Here is a 19,160-nt window from a genome sequence, read left to right on the forward strand (position 1 = left end):
TAACATGGAAGTAAACTTGCCTAAAGTTGCTTGCGGCAAATGTCTAAGATAGAGAGATAAAAGGTGAAAACATACGTTATCACCTTGTTTAAGATAGGGGTTAGGCGAGCCAGATCTTTTGTAGTTCGACCCATTGTTTTTCAAATTGACTGCTGGGTAATGCCTTAAAATCGCTACGAACGAATTGATTCATTTTGCCTTCAACATAAGCCAAAAATAAGTTAGCTAGTGCACTTTCCTCCGTCGCAAAGGCTTTACCTTCACGAAGTTTGCGTTCACGCAGGACTTGTTTAAATTGTGTTTCAAGCTTTTCAAATAGGCTCTGTACGCGTTCTCGTAAACGTTCTTGTTCACCTTGTAGCGCATCGCCAGTCAAAATACGGGTGATCCCAGGGTTCTTTTCAGCAAAGGCAAGGAGTAGCATCAAAATATTATAAATACGTCCTTGGGTTTCTTTTTCATTTTCTAAAATGAGGTTGATACGCGATAGCAAAGTATCTTCTATAAATTCTATCAAGCCTTCGAACATGCGAGCTTTACTGGGGAAGTGACGGTAAAGTGCTGCTTCAGATACACCCACTTCAGCGGCCAATTTTGCGGTGGTGATGCGTTGACCGGGGCTAGTTTCAAGCATTTGTGCGAGAGATTGTAGTATTTGCTCTTTGCGATTACTGCGTTTAGTCGCTGGCATGAACTTTCCTTTCGTTATCGTTATTATGGTCAGTGCAAACCCCAAGCAGCTCACACTTATTTGCTCGGGGCCTTATGTTAATGTTTTATTCAGCTTGGTGCTAGTATTTTAAAGTGGCTGAAAATAATACATTAATAATCAAAGCGCTTTGTGATCTCCAACATAACATTTAGCGCGAGTTCTTGTTTATTTGCAACAGGAAGCGCAATACTGTCGTCTTGCCAAAATAGGGTTAACGCATTGTCGTCAGCATTAAACCCAAGCCCTTCTCTTGATACATCGTTCGCGCAAATCATATCCAAGTTTTTATTTTTCAGCTTACCTTGCGCATATTGCTCTACATTTTGCGTTTCGGCGGCAAAACCAACTGTGTAAGGACGTTTATTGGTGAGTGCGGCTACTTCGGCAATGATGTCGGGATTTTTAACCATAGTGACAGTGATATCTTCACCTTGCTTTTTAATTTTTTGCTCACTCACTTGTGAGGCTCGATAGTCTGCAACCGCTGCACAACCGATAAAAATATTAGATTCTGGTGCTAATTTCAGCGCGGCATCGCGCATTTGTATTGCGCTCTCAACGTTAATGACATTGGCACCAGCTGGTGGTGTAATAGTGACCGGACCAGAAATAAGATTCACTTTTGCACCAAGCATCAGTGCGGCTTGAGCAAGTGCGTACCCCATTTTTCCTGAGCTGTGATTGCTGATAAAGCGCACGGGATCGAGCGCTTCGCGAGTTGGGCCAGCCGTGATAGTCACTGTGGTATCTGCCAAAACGGTGGCAGGTTCTGGCGCTAAGCACAACTCGACTAATTCATGGGGCTCTAACATTCGCCCTGCACCAACGTCGCCACAAGCTTGTTCTCCTTGACCGGGTCCCCAAATTTTTATGCCACGAGCAGAGAGCGTTTTTAAATTAGCTTGTGTGGCCGCATGCGCATACATTTGTTGGTTCATCGCCGGCGCAACTGCCACTTCTGCTGGTGTGGCGAGCAATAATGTAGTGAGCAAATCATCGGCGATGCCATGTGCCATTTTGGCAATAATGTTGCAACTGGCTGGTGCAACTAAGATCAGATCAGCCCATTTGGCAAACTCGATATGCCCCATGGCGGCTTCAGCACTTGGGTCTAGCAATGAATCTGATACAGGTTCGCCAGAGACGGCTTGCATGGTTAATGGGGTAATAAAGTGCTTCGCAGAGTCTGTCATCACGACCTTGACGGTACAGCCTTGCTCTTTCAAACGTCTAACCAGTTCGGCACATTTGTATGCGGCGATACCACCACTGATCCCTAGCACAATGTTTTTGTTTTGTTGGCTCATGCCCTGAAACCCAAGTTTTATTTTCGAGGCTATAAAGATAACACAGCATGCTTGGTGAGGGGAGTAACCACAGGTTTTGAATAATCAAATTTGCTCACTACACTTAAGATAAACGGATAATCACTCTAAGGATCGGAGATGCAATTACACACACTGCCTGTGCATGCACGCCCTCGTGAAAAGCTGCTAACTCAGGGACCATCAGCTCTAACAGATGCAGAGCTACTCGCAATTTTTTTACGTACTGGTATTAAAGGAATGAATGCCATTGAACTTGCCCAGTCATTGCTTGTGCAAAGTCATTCATTGGAAAACTTGTTTAATGCCAGTTTGGATGAGTTTTCAACGTTTAAGGGGTTAGGCGAGGCGAAGTATGTTCAGCTACAAGCTGTGTTAGAGCTCAGTAAACGTTATTTAAAAGAGCAGTGTCTACGAGACACCATATTCCACAGTCCACAAGCTGTGAATGATTATTTAACGATGCAGTTGCGCGGGTTAGGTCATGAAGTATTTATGGCATTGTTTGTAGATAATCAAAATCGTTTGATAAAAGATGAGGTGTTGTTCACCGGTACAATTAATGCTGCCAGTGTCTATCCTCGGGAGGTTGTCAAAGCGGCTTTAAAGTATAATGCCGCGTCGCTTATTTTTGCTCATAACCACCCATCGGGTGTTGCTGAGCCCAGCCACGCAGATAAATTAATCACCAAAAAACTACAAAATGCGCTGGCCTTAGTTGATATACATGTGCTCGATCATTTGATAGTGGCAGGTAACCAATGTATTTCATTTGCCCAGCGTGGGCTAATTTAGCGAGTTTAAGGCAACAAAGTTGTAAAAAACATCACTTTGCGCGCTTTTTTACAAATTAGTTTAATTTAAATGCAGTTTTTGCTTTCCTAAGGGGCTTTCGATCATTATAATTGGCCGCTATCAAATTTACACATGAGCTGATTAGATAGGATCAGATCCTTGATCTCTGCCTGTAGATGCTGTATAAAGAGCGCCCTCTGATTTACCCCGGGGCAACGCAGTTAAGGTCCAAGGGAAAATTAAGCTCGAGCGAAGTTATTGGAGATACATAGACATGTCTAAAGTCTGTCAAGTTACAGGTAAGCGCCCAGTGGTAGGTAACCACCGTTCACACGCGCGCAACGCTACTAAGCGTCGCTTCCTACCTAACCTACAAACACACCGTTTCTGGGTTGAAAGCGAAAAACGTTTCGTTACATTACGTACTACTACTAAAGGTATGCGTATTATCGATAAAAAAGGCATCGACGCGGTATTAGTAGATATCCGTGCTCGCGGCGAAAAAGTTTAAGGAGCTGAATCATGCGTGATAAGATCCGTTTAGTTTCAACTGCTGGTACTGGTTATTTCTACACTACCGACAAGAACAAGCGTAACATGCCTGAAAAAATGGAAATCAAAAAGTACGATCCTAAGGTTCGTAAGCACGTGGTTTTCAAAGAAGCAAAAATCAAGTAATTTTGCTTTTACAGAATACTAAAAACCCAGCCTCGGCTGGGTTTTTTGTTTTTATTGGCTTTAAAGACAACAGCTTAGTTGAGTACCAGAGCATGTATATCACCTTGTAGTGGGTTTAACTGCACGAATATAAGTTGTTGTTCATCACTGGTGATATGGTACTGATGTACAAAGCCTTCGGGCTCACTCATGACTAGCTTTTCGACTTGGCGGCCTAAATGATATTGCCAGACACCTGAGCCTTTCCTATAAAAGTAGATACTGCCATTGACAATTTGCCAGTTTAGCCAGTTGATATTGCTGAAATCTTTAATCAACATCTGTTCTTTGCCAGAGTTTAAAGTCCATAATCCTGCTTGATTACGCTTACTAAAGTAAAGCTGATCATGATAAAAATAGCCACTATACCCGCCATGGGTGGTCAGTTTTTGGTGTAATGAGGTCTTTTTATTGTATTGCCATAGCTGCCATTGACCTGATTTATTGCTACTGTAAACAATATGATTTGGATCCGACCCATAGTTAGCAGCGTATGCTTGGTGTTCACTGCCGATAAGTCGCTTTAGGGAGGCATGGTTGAGGTCATATTCATAGACGGCACCGAGCTTTTCGAACACCATAGTTTGTAATGCTGAGTTGATATGGTAACGAGAGAACCCAAATTCAAATGGGATGTTTAACTGCGATAACTTTTCCCCCTGATAATGCCAAAGCGTGTGCTCTTTTCCCATATCAGAAATAAAAACAAGGCCATCTTGGTAGCTCCGTGGTAAACGATTCAGAGCGGCGTTATTAAAAACATTCGTTATTGTTTTATTGCCCAAGTTATAGCTTTTAATTGACGAGCTAGCATGATATTGGCTAAATAATATCCTGTCTTGCATATCACGGTCGATAACTGACATTGATTCAATCGGCAAGCTCAGCTGTTTAATTAATTCAGTTTGACCGGTGTCATTATTCAGTCGGTAGATCTTCTTTTCATCAGCAAGATACAGTGTATTACTTATGGCGCTCCAAGTGATTGCATTGACCATGTGTGGAGTGGGATAAACAGCGTGTGTGTCAAAAGTGTTGCCATCAACAAGATGTATTTCTGTGGTGTTTGACTCAGTATACCGAACATAAGCGATAAGATTATTTTTGGGGTGTGCAGCCAGCAAAAAGTCCCCTCTCATTTGTGCATACTTGAGTGGCAGTGAAATTTGTTGTCGTGTTTTTGAGCCCAACATGAGTTTATAAATCACGTAAGGTGACGCGTTATTGACTCTGGCACGGATAAAAATGGCTTGCTCATCGGCTTGCCAACTCAGTTTAATATCCTGCATATCAGAGCAGGTAAAAATAGGTCGTTGAGTGTCAGAGCGCAGCTCATATTGCATTATGTTACAGCCCTCATTATTTTGGGCGACCCACATAATTGATGTGCCCGAGGGACTTAGGCTAGCAAAGGTTAAAGACTGAGAATCAATAGGAATAATTTGCTCTGAGTTATCTGTGAGAGACTTTAAAATTAGTCTTTTAGGTTGGTTATGCGTCGGTGAAGATATAAATAGTAATTGAGCGTTCCTACTGGCGCTAAGATTCCTTTCTAAACCATCGTAGGCCGAGATCCGTTCAAGTAAAACTGTCGTTTTAGTCACGCTATCCGATTGAGTTAGATTAAATAGATAGAGTGTTGCACTTATCATGATTAACACAGGGAGCAGCAAATACCGCTTATCTAATGTGCTTGTTTGAGCGTGCTTTGTGTCATCGGCAATTGGTTCAGCTTCAAAGCGAAGCTGATAGCCCAATTTGGGCTTTGTAACAATAAATACCGTATTGCGTTGGAGCTGTGCTAAGTGTCGTCTCAGTTTAGATACTGCTTTGTTTATTGCCCCATCAGAAACAACTTGTCCTTGCCATGCTAGGGCGATTAATTCATCTCTAGACAGTATCGTCTTGTGGTGAGTAATGAACGCTAGCAGTAACTCGTAAGACTTTGCTTCTAGCTGAATCGTTGTGCTTTGGAAATTCAGCGTGCGGAGTTGAGTATTAAAAACAATTCCATTTATTAAATAATTCATCTTCAAGTTTTTGATTATTATATTTTTATTTTTGGTAAGGAAAAGGTAACGATAAAATCTGCAAATCGTTATGCACCAATTTAGCAAGCAAATTAGGGTAAGGCAAAGTTAAAGGAGGAAATTATAATGAGGCTAACTTTTACCTTTCTACTTGCGATAGGGTTGTGTGCATGTGGCAGTAGCAAGTCGAACAACACAAATAGCACCGAGCCAATGACTTCTGATGTCAGTAGTGACGAGCTATCGGCTAACACGACAAAGGTCGTCTCTAGGCATGGTCGCCACTATCGGATTGCTTTTCCTAGCGTTGGATTTGATAAGCATAAGGCATATAAGTTGCTCATTGCGTTCCATGGCTCTGGTGGAACGGCCGAAGGAATGCAGCAAATGACGGGCTTTGAACTGCTCAGTGATGACTATATTGTTGTTTATCCTAAATCGAAAGAAGTAGAGTGGGATGATGGATGTGGTTGCAATGTGGCACATCGACTTAATGCCCAAGATGTAGAGTTTGTTGTGGATATCGTCAATGAGATGCATGGCGAATATAATTTACTTGAGGGAGAGAACTACGCTGTCGGTTTTTCTCAAGGTGGGTTATTTAGTCAAAACATGATGTGTAAGCACAATGAGCTATTCAAAGGGGTTGCAAGTGTTGCTTCACCCATGTCTAAACAGCTGGCGGCTGTGTGTTCGATTGCTGAGCCAACTAATTATATGATGGTGATGGGGACGCTTGATGACACCTTACCTTATGAGGGCCTAGAACATAGCAACTTTGGGCTATTGTCAGCCCACAATGCAATTGACCTTATTGCTAGACAAAACCAAATAAACAGTGAATTTGCAGAGGAAACCGTCGCAGAGGGCGTTTTAGCGAGGGTGTATCAGAACGATGAATTTATCACGAATAAACTTATCTCAATTCATGGTGGCTATCATACTTGGTCCTTTAATAACTTTAATACAAGTAAGGAAGTACTCACATTTTTTGATGAGAGCAGTGATGTAAAGCTACCATCTCATTCTGCGCTCTACCGTCTAGAGTCGGGCGATTATCATGTCAGAACAATGGGGTCCAGTAATGGTAAGAGTGACATAGTGCTTTTATCAGGGACGAATAAGTTTTTCCATAGTGACTCGGCATGGAGTGCTTTAATACAGCCTATGCTTGCAGAGCATGGCAAAGTACATGTTGTCGATCGGCTTAATAACGCATGGAGCACAGATGTTACGGAGCCCTCTTTATCTATGTTTGCGCAGGACTTACCTAAGCTGCTAGCAGCATTAAAAGTTAAATCCGTTATATTCATTGCTTTTTCGAACAGTAACTTAGCAACCTTAATGTATCAAAATCACCCTAATCAATCCGTCACGACCAAGGGGATGATTTGGGTTGATCCAGATATTTTACTGCCACACTCTATCAGTCAGTATCAGTCAGAGGACATTGCATACTTGCGCGAATATAAAAAGCAGTTTACTGAGCATGTATCAACTGGAGCGTGGACAGAGCGGACGCTTGAGAGGATCGCGCTTGAACGAACGGAAGTTCGAGGTCTCATTTCGTCTGATAATATGCCAAAAATGGATTGGGGCTACTATGATGCTGTAACTTCTCAACGCACAAGAATTAGTAGGCAAGTGACTCGTATCAAGGAGATGATGAACTACTACGATGATATAGAGGCATCGCGCTATCTTGCTGATAACCTTTCGATTCCAGTTAGTATAATCGATAGTGACTTTGAGCGGATTGATATTAGTCAGGCAGAAACCGAAGCTCAAAAGCAAGGGCTTATCAAGTGGCAAACCGAAGGAAGCACTTGGAGCAAAGCCATAGTAGCGCAGACACAAGGCGACTATTTCCCGCTAGAGCATGCGAGCCACCAAGTCCTCTTTGAGCACCCCGAAACAGTGATAGAAGCATTAACAGAGATGCTCGCTCGACAGTAACGTCGCGTTCTACCTTTACAGCGTTGAATCGCTGCTATGTTTCCCCAGTCCTAAAGCTGCTTAGGCGGCTTTTTTCACAGACAAACGCTTTAAAGGCGATACTCATCATTAACTGGAATTTTTTAAAAGGGAATGTTTCCTAGGTAGTGATTGACAATTTGTTGGTAACTATCTTCTTGCTTAAAAAGGTTTAGCTCATGATTAAAAGCATCTCGAAGCTGTGCATCTTTAAATGCAACACTTGCTTTAACGGGTGGTATAAGTGGGTGTTCTTGAAAGTGTGCTATCGAGCGCGCTTTATTGTTTTGGCGGTAAAAATAATAAAAAATATATTTATCGAGAACAGCAAAATCAAATCGGTCTTTGTGTAATAAATTGGGGATCACTGACATTCGAGGTGATTCTACATAATCAGCTTTTGCTGCCATCGCTTTAAACTCTTCACCAAAATAGCCTGGAGCACCTTGAAAAGTGATCACAGCATAATTACTAAGTTCCATAATATTGGCAGGAGACAGTTTTGCGCTTTTCAATGAAAAAACCATCGGCTTATAAGTGACAATTGGCTCACTGATAAAAAAGTTTTTACTGTCTTGTGTATGAAAAATGGGTGCCATTAAATCAGCTTCCGCTGTTTTTACTAGCACCTCAGCTCGCCCAAGCGGTACAAACATTAGCTTAACTTCGAACCCTAGGCGCTTCAATATTGCTTTAGTGACATCTAAATCAATGCCACTATGCACTTCATCATTAATTGTATGAGGTGGACCTTCGCTGCTGACCAGCGTGAGTTGCTGAGCATCGGTGAAAGTGGCAAAAAATAGTAAGCCTATGTATACACACCGACAAAGAATACTATTTAACAAATTGAATACCATAGAAAGACGCTGCATAATCTTCATCACTACTCATTCTAGCTACAAAGTAAACAATGGCATAATTGAGGCTGCCTTGTCGGTGCTATGAGCTGCTGTGATGCGTCTTTTGCCGAATTTGCACGATATTGGCATTTATAATGTGGCGTAATATCCATTGGTATAGCCATTTCTTTATCCCTTTGAGATTACTAAATTGGTCGTAGAATTGCTCAGGGTGAGCAAATACACCCAAAGATTTCATAATACTCTCTCGCTGAATATAGGTATTTCCCCCATTAAATTCATTGGCTGGTGACTGCAGGCAAGGGGTAGCAATACCATAGCCGATGAACTGCCCTTGATGGTTCAAAAAACGCTTCTGTATTGCAGACAAATATTGTTTATCAATGATATAACCCTCTAGTTCTAACCATTTTCCACTGCTATAAACCTCAACCCAGCTATGGATGATTGCTTTGGGGGCGAGTTGCAAAATCCAATTCGGCATCACGCCTTTTTTAAGCGCATTATCTATTTTGAAGCCATGCAAGCGACACGGGATCTGCACGGCGCGCAGTAACGCCATTAATAAGGTGCCTTTGGTGTTACATTGCCCATAGCCATCCTGTAATACCGTACTTGCGCACAAATCATCTCGTTCACTATAAGCAAACTTTATCTCATCTTTGACAAAGTTATAGATTGCTTGAAGTGCTTCTGGTTTACTCATCTGCAACCAGCCTTTAGTACTAATAAGTGCTTGGATATTAGGGTGTGTAAAATTTAATAGTGGTGTTTGTTTGAGGTAATGGTGCATATGTTTACTCCTAAAGTTGTGTGTAGGAGTATGCCAACAGGCTGCCAAATGAAATTGAATAAACTGGCTATTTACCTTTGAATGCCTTTAAGTGCGTGACGCAGGGTGATCCCAAACTGTTTTTTGAAGGTGCGACTGAGATGTGCGCTGTCAGCGAAACCTGCAATATAAGCGGCTTGTGTTGCGGACTGCCCCTGGCTTAACGCTTGAATGGCACAGATTAACCTGCGCCATAGTAAATAGGGTCGCCAAGGTAACTTCATATTTTCTTTGAATAAATGCAAAAATCGGCTTTGTGATAGGTTAACAATACTCGCGACCTCTTGCGCTTGCCAATGTTCTGGTTTTAAGCAGTCTTGTGTAAAACACTGATCCAATTGTTCGAGCAAACGAGCAATACGGGTATCAAGGTGAGTATGATGCGAGTTAGTGTTAGGTGGGTAAGTCAATTGAGCTTGAGCGAGTATGCTTTGAAGGGTATTGAGTGATTCATGAGGTGTAGTCAGAGGCCATGTCCGAAACTCGTGACTTGCCAGTTTTTCTTGTGCTTGCAGGCCAATTTGGCTACTTGGTTCTATGAGCACTATCCAACCCTGTTCCATCTGCAATTGATGCACTATATCGGCTTGTATGAGAGTGATACTGTTGCTTTCAACAACTGTATTCTGTTCGCTGGTAATCGACAGTGTACCGGCGCGCTCTAAAATGGTGAGCTGTATTAAGGCGTGTTGGTGCGCCTCAGTGTCAATCACTTGAGTGCGAATGGCGAAGAGTCCGGGTTCGATAAATAGCGTTTTCATCAACCTGACGATAACAAAAAACCGAAGCCAGTGCTTCGGTTTTTCAAATATGGACGTTATTTACTTGATTAAGCAAATGCGTCTTGTAGTGGTGGTACAACTTGCTTTTTACGGCTGAGTACACCGTCAAGCCAAACGCGGCTTTGCTCTGGCTTCACTCCGTAGGCTGTTTCAATGATGCCTTCGTCATCAGACGCGATAAGCATTTGCGAGCCTTCTTTCATGATGTCGGTCAACAGTAATAGTACTGAGTGACGACCACCTTCTTCTTTCAGTTTCGCGATATCCGCTTCAAGTTCAGTTTTGATCTGATCAAATACTGATAGATCAATCACTTCTAATTGGCCAATACCCACCAGCTTACCGTTCATGTTGAAGTCTTTAAAATCACGCATAACTAGATCACGAGCAGGTGTACCTTCTACTGCTGATTTTACTTTGAACATATCCATGCCCAGCTCTTTGAAGTCTTCAACACCCGCGATTTGGGCAAGCGCTTCAACACACTTGATGTCAGCTGTGGTACAGGTTGGTGACTTAAAGATAACCGTGTCGCTTAGGATTGCACACATCATCAAACCAGCAATGTTTGCTGGAATTTCAACATTGTAGAAGTCATACATCATTTTGATGATGGTGTTACTACAACCCACAGGGCGGATCCAACACTCAAGCGGTGTTGAAGTCGTTAAATCACCGAGTTTGTGGTGATCTACTACGCCTACAACCGTTGCTTGGTCGATATCATCTGGCGCTTGCGTTTTTTCTGTGTGGTCTACGATGTAAACCTCTTCACCTGCATAACTCATTTTTAGTTCAGGTGCGTCAAAGCCAAAACGGTCAAGAATGAACTGCGTTTCTGGAGAAACTTCACCTAAGCGAGTAGGGATTGCTTCTTCACCGATTTGGTTTTTTAAATAAGCCAGTGCAATTGCACCACAAATTGAATCTGAATCTGGGATCTTGTGACCCACTACGTACATTGCCATTAGACGGAACTCCTTAAAATTTGGCCGCCATTTTAGCAAAGATACTCACTAAGAAAATAGCGAATGTCCATTATTTAGACATAAGTGGTATAAATTTGGGAATGAAAAAAACTCAGCTACACAGGCGGGCTATTTTTCCGTTACACTGCACGCAAGTCATTAGTCGGAGCACACAATGGGACTGAGCCGTAAAGCGTGGAATAACGTGGTGATCTTTTCTATGTTATTGATGATCTTTTTTCTCAATGGCATTCATCACAAGCTGAACCCTGATGAATACATTGTCGGTCCTCAATCTTTGTTGCCTGAGCAGAGCTTTGTGCTTACGTTGGCATTTCCGGGATACAAAATTGAACGTATTGGTACCTCGTGGCGTATAGATGGCGCATGGCAAGTAAAGCCGGCGCAATTACAAACGCTTGTCAGCTTATGGCAAACCACACAGTTGCATGTGGCAGACGTATCCCTTAGTAGCGATAAAGCTATCAGTGTGGCGCGATTTTGGATTGCATCACAAGAGCTGCCATTGAGCTACCAATTGTATGCGGACAATGAACAATATTACTTGTTTGATAAGCAACAACAACATTGGTTGGCTTTGCCGCTAGCGCAAGCACAGCAGTTATTTGCGCCACTGTCGCTGAAGAAACCTTAATCAACCATTGAGAAAAGTATGCCTGAGTTACCCGAAGTAGAAGTTAGCCGTTTAGGTATTCAACCCCATATTGAGCATCAAACTGTCAGTCAGGTTTTGATCCACAATGCCAGTTTGCGTTGGCCAGTGCCCGATGAAGTACGTAGTATTGAAGGGTTGGTCATTCACTCAGTCCGGCGTCGCGCGAAGTATTTACTTCTAGATACCGAGAAGGGTAGTGTGATTTTACACTTGGGCATGTCGGGGCACTTACGGATTGTGTCGCAAACAGAGCCGCTGAAAAAACATGATCATATTGAGTTTCATTTTAGTAATGGCAAAGCGCTTCGGCTTAACGACGCGCGGCGTTTTGGTGCGTGTTTATGGCAAGAACCACAACAATGCCATACATTGTTTGCCAAGTTGGGTCCCGAGCCGTTAACGGATGCATTTACAGCAAAGTGGCTGTATGAGCGCTCTCGTGGCAAAAAAGTGCCTGTGAAACAATTTATTATGGATAACAATGTGGTAGTGGGTGTTGGTAATATTTATGCTAACGAATCTTTGTTCAAAGCGGGCATTCATCCAAAGCGAGAAGCAGGTAAGGTGTCACTCAAACGTTATCAAGCGTTAACGCCAATAATCAAAGACACGCTTGCGGCCGCGATTAAGCAAGGTGGCACTACACTTAAAGACTTTGCGCAAAGTGATGGTAAACCAGGTTATTTTGCGCAGCAACTGTTGGTGTATGGCCGTAAGGGTAAACCTTGTCCAAACTGTGAAAGCGAACTCAAAGAAGTGCGTTTAGGGCAGCGCAGTACAGTGTACTGCGCACTCTGTCAGAAGTAGTTCACTGAGCAAGGGCGCTATCGGCATCACTCAACTGTGACGCTACTTCATTACTAAAACACCAATGACGCAAAATAGCAGTCACTTGCTCGGTACGAAGCACAAAACTCGATTTTAAAGCCCGCTCGTGGCGTGTGTGATCTCCATCGCCAAAAGGACCAAAACCATCTAGCGTGGGTATACCAACGGACGCGACCACATTGGCATCGGATACGCCGCCACGTTGTTCTGTGGGTAACTCTTCGCCTAGTATTTGGGCAATTTCATTGAGCAGGTTCTGTTGTGATTCATTTGGCGCCATCACGCCACGTTGTAAGCCACCAGTGATGTTGATTTCAACGCCGGTTATCTCTATGGCAAAACAAATATTTTCAATGCCTTGCAGCAGCCTGTTCTGCTCTTCGATAGATGTAAAACGCGCTTCAATTAGCATAGAGGCGTGCGGAGAAATGGTATTGGCGCCAATGCCGCCTTGAATTTTGCCGACATTGACGGTACTGCCACGTTTTAGGTTGGTTAAGCTGGTCATCTCAAGCAGCATGTTCGCTAAAGCGAAATTGGCATCGATACCATCGCTGTAGTGGTTGCCTGCATGTGCAGCTTTACCTGTGATTTCAATTTCAAATGTGGCGATCCCTTTACGGCCCACGACCACTTCATGATTTTTACCAGCAGCCTCAAACACCAAACAAGCATCGTAATTCTTTGCCAACTCAGAAGTTAGCGCTTTGCTGTCATCACTACCTATTTCTTCATCGCTGACGAGTAAAAAGTCAATATTGTGTAGCGGACCAAATTCAGCGCGTAAGCGTCGTAATGCGTTTAAGGCAACAAAATTGCCTCCTTTCATATCGCAAACACCGGGTCCATATACCCATTCATCGTCTTGCTTAAATTCAGTAAAAGTATTGGGGGGGAACACCGTATCTAAATGACCAAGTAATAGTACTTTTCGACCCGCTTGTTTGGGTGTGTGAAAGAGTAAATGGTCGCCAATGTGCGCTCTTTGATATCGGGTAAGGGAAAAGCCCAGCGCACCCAGTAATTCGATCATTTGTTCGCCGTGCTGATCAACACCCACTTTGTTTTTACTGTGTGAATTGCATTCAATCAACGTTGCTAATTCGTCAAAATCTATCTCTATCATCACTGCGTTCCTTGGTTGTGTTGGCGCTCATCGTCGCTGTGCTCAGTTGCAATTCGGTGAAGCTTTTATGAACAAATTTTGTCCGCAGGTTTTGTTCAAAAATGTGTCACACAGATCCTTTTACAATAGTGGGTAAGCAACCCTCGCCTCGAAATAATGGACCAAGGAGAACACCGTGACAGCACCTCATGTTGGCATTTGGATGTACGAAAATGGTGGTGGTAAAGCCATCGAACAAAAGCTTGTGCACGCGCTTGCAGAGCGCGGTATACAAGCAACAACAGGGTTAAATTTACGAGATGCACGTGCCCAAGGTGGGCAGATCTTTTGCAATGGCACAGTAATGGAAGAGCTGGATGCGTTCTTAAGTTACAACGCAGGTCAACAAACACAATATCAGCTTTATCTTTATCAAGCGCTTAGCGAGTCAATTCCAACTTTAAACAACTTCCATTCATTCTCATTGGCGGAAGATAAGTTTAGAACATCTCATTTGCTCAGTGGCCAAGGCATCGTGACTCCTGATTATCGTTTATGCCATAAAAACGACATTGCAGGTTTAAAAGCGGCGATTCGTGATTTTGGTGGCAAGCTAGTCTACAAGCCAACAGACGGTTGGGGTGGTGTGGGTATCGTGAAAATTGATGGTGAGCACGCGCTCGATATGTTGTTGCCGTTTTTGAGTCGTACGGATCTGCGTTATTTCTATGTTGAGCGTTTTATTAACTACGATAACACGGACTATCGTATTGATATTGTTGATGGCAAGTGCGTTGGTTGCTACGGTCGAAAAGCGCCTAAAGATGATTGGAAAACCAATATTACCAGTGGTGGTTCGGTTTTTGTACGTGAACCAAATGATGAGGTTGTCAATTTAGCGATCCGCGCCACTCAAACTCTTGGTTTGGAGATCGCGGGGGTTGACTTAATTTATGACCGTGAGCGCGAAGAATATGTTGTGTTGGAGATCAATACCATTCCCGCATTTGCGACGCCAGAGCAAGAGCAATTAGGCATCAACTTCAACAGCAACAAACTTCAAGCAATGGTTGAACTCATTGATAGAACTGTACAGCAAAAACGCGAACTTCATTCAGTCAAGGTGGCCTAAGGCAATGACAGCAAAAAAATCTTTACCTAAAATCGGATTACTCTACTTAGATTATGTATTGCGCTTTTTTGATAAATCTAACTTCAAAGGCTGGCCGGATAAAATTGAGCACGTCACATATCATTGGGGTAATGATAAGGCACGTTTTATTAATGAAGTGAGACGTAAGAAAATTGATGTACTCATTGGTAATATTCCTGCTACGGCGTATGAAACATTTAGAGAAATTGCCAGAGCACTACCAAACGTGCGCTTTTTGCCTTCACTAGACAGTCAGTTCTCAAACAAGTCAAAAGAAAACGTTACGCATTTTTGTCGTAAATATAATTTACCGGCGCCTCACACTGAGATTTTTTACATTCCTGAGAAGGCAAAACAGTATTTAACGAATGCTCAATACCCAAAAATCATCAAACGTTCATATGGGCCGTCAAATTATGGTGGTTACTTCGTTCATAAAGTCGATAGCTATGAAGAGGCGATGGGTCTACTGACACAAAAACGTTATTACCCTGTTTATGTGCAAGATTTTGTGCCCATGGAAGCGGATATTCGCGTGATGTTAGTGGGTCACAAACCTGTATGTGCATTTTGGCGACGTCCTCCAGAAGGAGAGTGGTTAACGAACACGAGTCAGGGTGGTAGCATGGATTATCAAGATGTGCCTAAAGGTGTGTTGGATCTGGCTACGCGAGCATCTAAAGCGGCAAATGCCGAGTACTGGGCATGTGATATTGCTTTAGGAAAAGATGGTAAGTTACGTATTTTAGAGTGCGCAACCGCGTTTGCAGCATTCCCATATATTCGCGACTGGATAGGTCAGTATTTAATGTGGCTACTCAGCGACGGTCGCTTTAGAAAGCCTAATATCCCACTCTATAATTGGGAAGAGTTGGGCAAAATCGATTCTCGTCTTTTACGTACTATGCGTCATATCGGTTTCTCGAGTTATACACCCAGCCAAGATTGTGGCGAGTTATTCTCGCGCTTTGATGATCAACAGTACCCAATTCTTGATACTGCTTACCATTCTCAAGAAGAATGGCCCAGTGAGGTCTGGAACTTTCAAGACAACTTTGTTCTAAAAGGTAAAGTCGTACCAGCAAAAGAGGTGCTGAAAGTGCCTGGTAGCGATGAAGCCGGTGCTGAGCTAAATAGTTATTCGGGCGAGCTTTATGATGAAGTGCAGATCCGAGAGATCTTGTCACAGGTCAAAGGGGTAGGCGAAAAAATGGTTGAAGAGCTGATGAGTACGTTTGGCGCCCATGGTCTCGTTGAAGCGCTTAACACTGAACCTGAGCAATTATGTGTTGTGAAAAACCTAAAAGATAAGAAGCTTGAAAGAATCGTCAATCATTGGCAAAAAGTGGCCAAACCTTGTTTGTAAGCCATAACAGCCATGCTATATCGCCGCCTGCATTCTATACTGTCGCATTATGGACGCGACGGATGAGCAGGTAGCGCTTCTTTACCAGTTGCTCGGACAAAATATGAAAATCCAATACGCATCATATCAAGATACTATCGACTTTTTGCAGCAAAGCATGAGTGAACATCCACACTTGATCCGCCTACAAAGCATTGGCGAAACTTGGGAAGGTCGCCCCATCATGTTGGTAACCGTTTCATTGGATGTGACTTACGCAGATGATAAACCGGCTTTGCTCTATACGGGCTCAATTCACGCTCGTGAATGGATTGGCAATGAATTAGCCATCAAGTTTATCCAGTATGTTATCGAGAATTATCGATTTAACCCTAAATTACAAACGGCGCTAACGCGAAATACCTTGTATATGGTGCCTTGTTTAAATCCTGATGGTTTTGAATATTCTCGTAATCATTTTTCATTTTGGCGCAAAAATCGTCGTAACAATGGGGATGGTACTTTTGGCGTTGACCTAAATCGTAACTTTGATGCCAAATTTATGCGGAACCAAAACACGCAGTCGAATACTTATGGCGGTCCGCATGCGTTTTCGGAACCTGAAACGTCGGCGATTCGGGATTTTGTAGAGAGTCACGAAAATATTCGTATTGCACTGGACTATCACTCACAAGGTAATGTGTTTTTTCCTGCCCATAAGTTTAATCATGAAGTGGAAATAGAGGGCACCGATCTCAATGTTTTGTGTGCCAACATGAATAATGAGATCAAAAAGGTAACAGGCCGCCAATATGGAATTCATCGTGGAAAGCCTCCGGCTCAACTTATTCATGGTAGTGGGCGTGAGTATTACTATCGTAAGGGAATTATTGCCACAGTGGTCGAAGTGGGCACACGTAACATTCCCGATTACATGAAAAATATGGCGGAGAGCGTTGCTGAAAACATCCCTGCGGTGGCGTATGCTTTGAGCGAAGCAATTAATTACTCGCCTTTAGCGCCTTCTCGCGTACAGGAGTTTACGATTAAAGAAGTGGGCCATGATCATGTCGAGTTAGAGTGGCAATACCAAGAACGAGATGATATTTACTTTGAGGTGTATCGTAGCGAGCACAACAAAAGCCCTTGCACGGAAGAGAATTTAGTGGCGATCACCAAGTCATTAACCTTTGTTGACTCGCAACTTAAAAGTGGACACTTCTATTTCTACAATATTCGAGCGGTAGACAAGGTCACAAAAATTAAGTCGCCATTTAGCCCAGAGTTGCGTTTAAAAACCACGCTTGCGGATAATCAGTGTGGCCGTACTTTGTTTCCTGCGCGTGAACATGTTGGTTATTTATCGCAAAATTATCTGAGCAAAAACAAAGAGCATTTTGGTTACAACTCGATGTTTATTGGTGTCGATAAAAATCGAGGCGTATGCTTTGGTGTAGTGGCGTTTGATTTAACGGCCATTCCCGAAGGCTCACACATTGAAGCTGCTAAGTTGTTTTTGTACCCCATGAACCGTGTGGCCGCCAAAATTGAAAAGTATGGTGAGTGGTCAATTTCTATTTTGGATGCCAGCTTAATTGATGATATTTATGACTTTGCGGCAATTCAGGATGCAAAACCACTTCATACATTAGGGCAGACCATTGAGTCAGACAAAATGACACAAGGGATCTGGCTGCGCTGGGCGTTTAATGGTGTAGAGCGAGAGCTACTGGAACAGCTTTTAGCGCAACGCACCTTGTTACTGCGTATTCAAGGGCCCCAAAGTTTACCCATTGGCAACGATTCACAAATTATGCAGTTTGATATTGGCTATGGCACTTTTGGCAGTGGCTTGCACTACCGTCCTAACTTAGAGCTGATCTACCAGTTGCCAGAATTACGTTCCTGTGTGCACGCAAGTAGTTGTAATACCATCTATAAAGATAAAGTGGTTGCCGATAAGTTGGCGTCGGGCTTTGATGAAGAAGGTGAAATTGTTTATGGGCAATTAGCATTTGAACTGAATGAGCACCTAAACCCTGAGCGTACTGTGTTTACTCGTGCCTGTCTGACGCTGTTTAGTACTAACAGTTTGTCATCAGCCAAAGATGTGCGTTTTACGGTTGAGCTGGTGGAGCTGAAAGATGTCGACTTTAAACACGTCAAGGAAAGGCAAAAGATCGAATACATTGGTTATGAAGTCAGTAATGAGCTACTTAAAGAACGTACGGCACATAACTTTATATTTGATAGCTACAGCTTGAAGGAGTTGGCGCGTTTGCACAAAGCACAGAGCCCATTGTACTTCATCATACGTGCAACGGCTGAATCACAGGCACGCAATGCGCTGGTCAATTGGCGCGATTGCCAAGATGCACAGCCTGCTAAGTTGGATGTTGAATATATTGAACGACGTGTGGACGCTCTACCTGCACCAACGCACTTGCAGACACAAGTTGAAAACGGTGTTGTTAAGCTCACTTGGCTGAATACCGATAGCGCTGATTTAGTTGGCAGTTTTGTGGTACGTAATCGTTTCCACCCGCCTCGCTCACCATTTGATGGCGTGAAGCTTTATGGAGGTCAAGACCAATATACTTTAGATAATTTTGGCACTGCTGATATTGCTAAATACTATGCAGTGTTTAGTTATGATCATGTACCAAACTACTCAGAGCCGACGGTGATTTATTATCCAGGTCGAAGTAATAAGCCAGAATAATCAGGATAAAATTAAGGCCGCAAATGCGGCCTTAATAGTGTTTCGAGAATGGGTAATGTATTACGAGGGTCTAAACTGGGATGTTAAAAAAAACGCCTCTGTGTTAGTAGAATGTATGTTTTTATCTGTTTTTACAACAGGTAAAGTACGACTTTTTACTGTAAATCTGGCACTTTTTTCCAAAATGAGAAAAAAGTGCTTAGTTTACAATTAACTAATCATTTGAGTTGCAAATAAATTTATTCTGAAAAAATGAAAAATAGCTGTGAGCTTGCTTATTTTTTAGAAATAAACAGCGCATTGTAAAAAAATCTCTGTGATTTTTGCTCTGAT

The 19,160-nt window shown here is 42.8% G+C and carries 17 protein-coding genes; 9 read left to right on the plus strand and 8 right to left on the minus strand.

The window, feature by feature from the left end; all coding sequences use genetic code 11:
• Nucleotides 1-100: 100 nt before the first annotated feature.
• Both slmA and coaBC read right to left on the minus strand, forming a co-directional pair.
• Entirely contained in the window at nt 101-691 is a 591-nt protein-coding gene (gene slmA, locus ACW689_RS16250; RefSeq protein ID WP_476292997.1) for a nucleoid occlusion factor SlmA, read from the minus strand.
• Between the two features lie 131 nt (nt 692-822).
• Nucleotides 823-2,019: a bifunctional phosphopantothenoylcysteine decarboxylase/phosphopantothenate--cysteine ligase CoaBC gene (coaBC, locus tag ACW689_RS16255; protein WP_476292998.1), complete on the minus strand. Its 1,197-nt coding sequence runs from the start codon at nt 2,017-2,019 to the stop codon at nt 823-825.
• Nucleotides 2,020-2,157: 138 nt separating this feature from the next.
• Between coaBC and radC the strand changes: the two genes are divergently transcribed.
• From radC to rpmG, 3 genes are all read left to right on the plus strand, one after another.
• On the plus strand, nt 2,158-2,832 hold the full coding sequence (gene radC, locus ACW689_RS16260) for a RadC family protein (RefSeq protein ID WP_476292999.1): 675 nt from the start codon (nt 2,158-2,160) through the stop codon (nt 2,830-2,832).
• Nucleotides 2,833-3,106: 274 nt separating this feature from the next.
• The gene (rpmB, locus tag ACW689_RS16265; RefSeq protein ID WP_058028557.1) at nt 3,107-3,343 is read left to right on the plus strand and encodes a 50S ribosomal protein L28; all 237 of its coding nucleotides are present in this window, start codon (nt 3,107-3,109) and stop codon (nt 3,341-3,343) included.
• Nucleotides 3,344-3,354: 11 nt separating this feature from the next.
• Nucleotides 3,355-3,510, plus strand: coding sequence for a 50S ribosomal protein L33 (rpmG, locus tag ACW689_RS16270; protein WP_152087164.1), 156 nt, complete (start codon nt 3,355-3,357; stop codon nt 3,508-3,510).
• 74 nt (nt 3,511-3,584) lie between these two features.
• On the opposite strand, the gene ACW689_RS16275 is transcribed toward rpmG, so the two are convergent.
• Complete coding sequence (locus tag ACW689_RS16275; RefSeq protein ID WP_476293000.1) at nt 3,585-5,579, minus strand: winged helix-turn-helix domain-containing protein; 1,995 nt, start codon at nt 5,577-5,579, stop codon at nt 3,585-3,587.
• 126 nt (nt 5,580-5,705) lie between these two features.
• Here ACW689_RS16275 and ACW689_RS16280 point away from each other — a divergent pair, with 126 nt between their 5' ends.
• Nucleotides 5,706-7,535 (plus strand): CE1 family esterase, encoded by a 1,830-nt coding sequence (locus tag ACW689_RS16280; protein WP_476293001.1) that lies wholly within the window; start codon nt 5,706-5,708, stop codon nt 7,533-7,535.
• 122 nt (nt 7,536-7,657) lie between these two features.
• On the opposite strand, the gene ACW689_RS16285 is transcribed toward ACW689_RS16280, so the two are convergent.
• The 4 genes from ACW689_RS16285 to ACW689_RS16300 all read right to left on the minus strand — a co-directional run bounded on the left by ACW689_RS16285 (nt 7,658) and on the right by ACW689_RS16300 (nt 10,998).
• The gene (locus ACW689_RS16285; protein ID WP_476293002.1) at nt 7,658-8,437 is read right to left on the minus strand and encodes a substrate-binding periplasmic protein; all 780 of its coding nucleotides are present in this window, start codon (nt 8,435-8,437) and stop codon (nt 7,658-7,660) included.
• A 58-nt stretch (nt 8,438-8,495) separates the two neighbouring features.
• The gene (locus ACW689_RS16290) at nt 8,496-9,209 is read right to left on the minus strand and encodes a transglutaminase-like domain-containing protein (RefSeq protein WP_476293003.1); all 714 of its coding nucleotides are present in this window, start codon (nt 9,207-9,209) and stop codon (nt 8,496-8,498) included.
• 71 nt (nt 9,210-9,280) lie between these two features.
• A complete protein-coding gene (locus ACW689_RS16295) occupies nt 9,281-10,009 on the minus strand; it encodes a helix-turn-helix domain-containing protein (RefSeq protein ID WP_476293004.1) in 729 nt (242 codons plus the stop codon).
• Nucleotides 10,010-10,077: 68 nt separating this feature from the next.
• Nucleotides 10,078-10,998 carry a manganese-dependent inorganic pyrophosphatase gene (locus tag ACW689_RS16300; RefSeq protein WP_476293005.1) on the minus strand — a complete coding sequence of 307 codons (921 nt, stop codon included), beginning with the start codon at nt 10,996-10,998 and terminating at the stop codon, nt 10,078-10,080.
• 175 nt (nt 10,999-11,173) lie between these two features.
• On the opposite strand from ACW689_RS16300, the gene ACW689_RS16305 reads away from it, so the two are divergent.
• A complete protein-coding gene (locus ACW689_RS16305; protein ID WP_476293006.1) occupies nt 11,174-11,653 on the plus strand; it encodes a hypothetical protein in 480 nt (159 codons plus the stop codon).
• Nucleotides 11,654-11,671: 18 nt separating this feature from the next.
• Nucleotides 11,672-12,481 carry a bifunctional DNA-formamidopyrimidine glycosylase/DNA-(apurinic or apyrimidinic site) lyase gene (gene mutM / locus ACW689_RS16310; RefSeq protein WP_476293007.1) on the plus strand — a complete coding sequence of 270 codons (810 nt, stop codon included), beginning with the start codon at nt 11,672-11,674 and terminating at the stop codon, nt 12,479-12,481.
• A 1-nt stretch (nt 12,482) separates the two neighbouring features.
• On the opposite strand, the gene ACW689_RS16315 is transcribed toward mutM, so the two are convergent.
• Nucleotides 12,483-13,628 carry a M20 family metallopeptidase gene (locus tag ACW689_RS16315; RefSeq protein WP_476293008.1) on the minus strand — a complete coding sequence of 382 codons (1,146 nt, stop codon included), beginning with the start codon at nt 13,626-13,628 and terminating at the stop codon, nt 12,483-12,485.
• Between the two features lie 175 nt (nt 13,629-13,803).
• Between ACW689_RS16315 and ACW689_RS16320 the strand changes: the two genes are divergently transcribed.
• From ACW689_RS16320 to ACW689_RS16330, 3 genes are all read left to right on the plus strand, one after another.
• On the plus strand, nt 13,804-14,739 hold the full coding sequence (locus ACW689_RS16320) for an ATP-grasp domain-containing protein (RefSeq protein WP_476293009.1): 936 nt from the start codon (nt 13,804-13,806) through the stop codon (nt 14,737-14,739).
• Nucleotides 14,740-14,743: 4 nt separating this feature from the next.
• Nucleotides 14,744-16,126, plus strand: coding sequence for a hypothetical protein (locus ACW689_RS16325; protein WP_476293010.1), 1,383 nt, complete (start codon nt 14,744-14,746; stop codon nt 16,124-16,126).
• A gap of 103 nt (nt 16,127-16,229) precedes the next feature.
• Nucleotides 16,230-18,827, plus strand: a complete 2,598-nt coding sequence (locus tag ACW689_RS16330) for a M14 family zinc carboxypeptidase (protein WP_476293011.1) — start codon at nt 16,230-16,232, stop codon at nt 18,825-18,827.
• The last annotated feature ends 333 nt before the right edge of the window (nt 18,828-19,160 follow it).

The organism is Pseudoalteromonas sp. ABE4_541 (assembly GCF_056312285.1).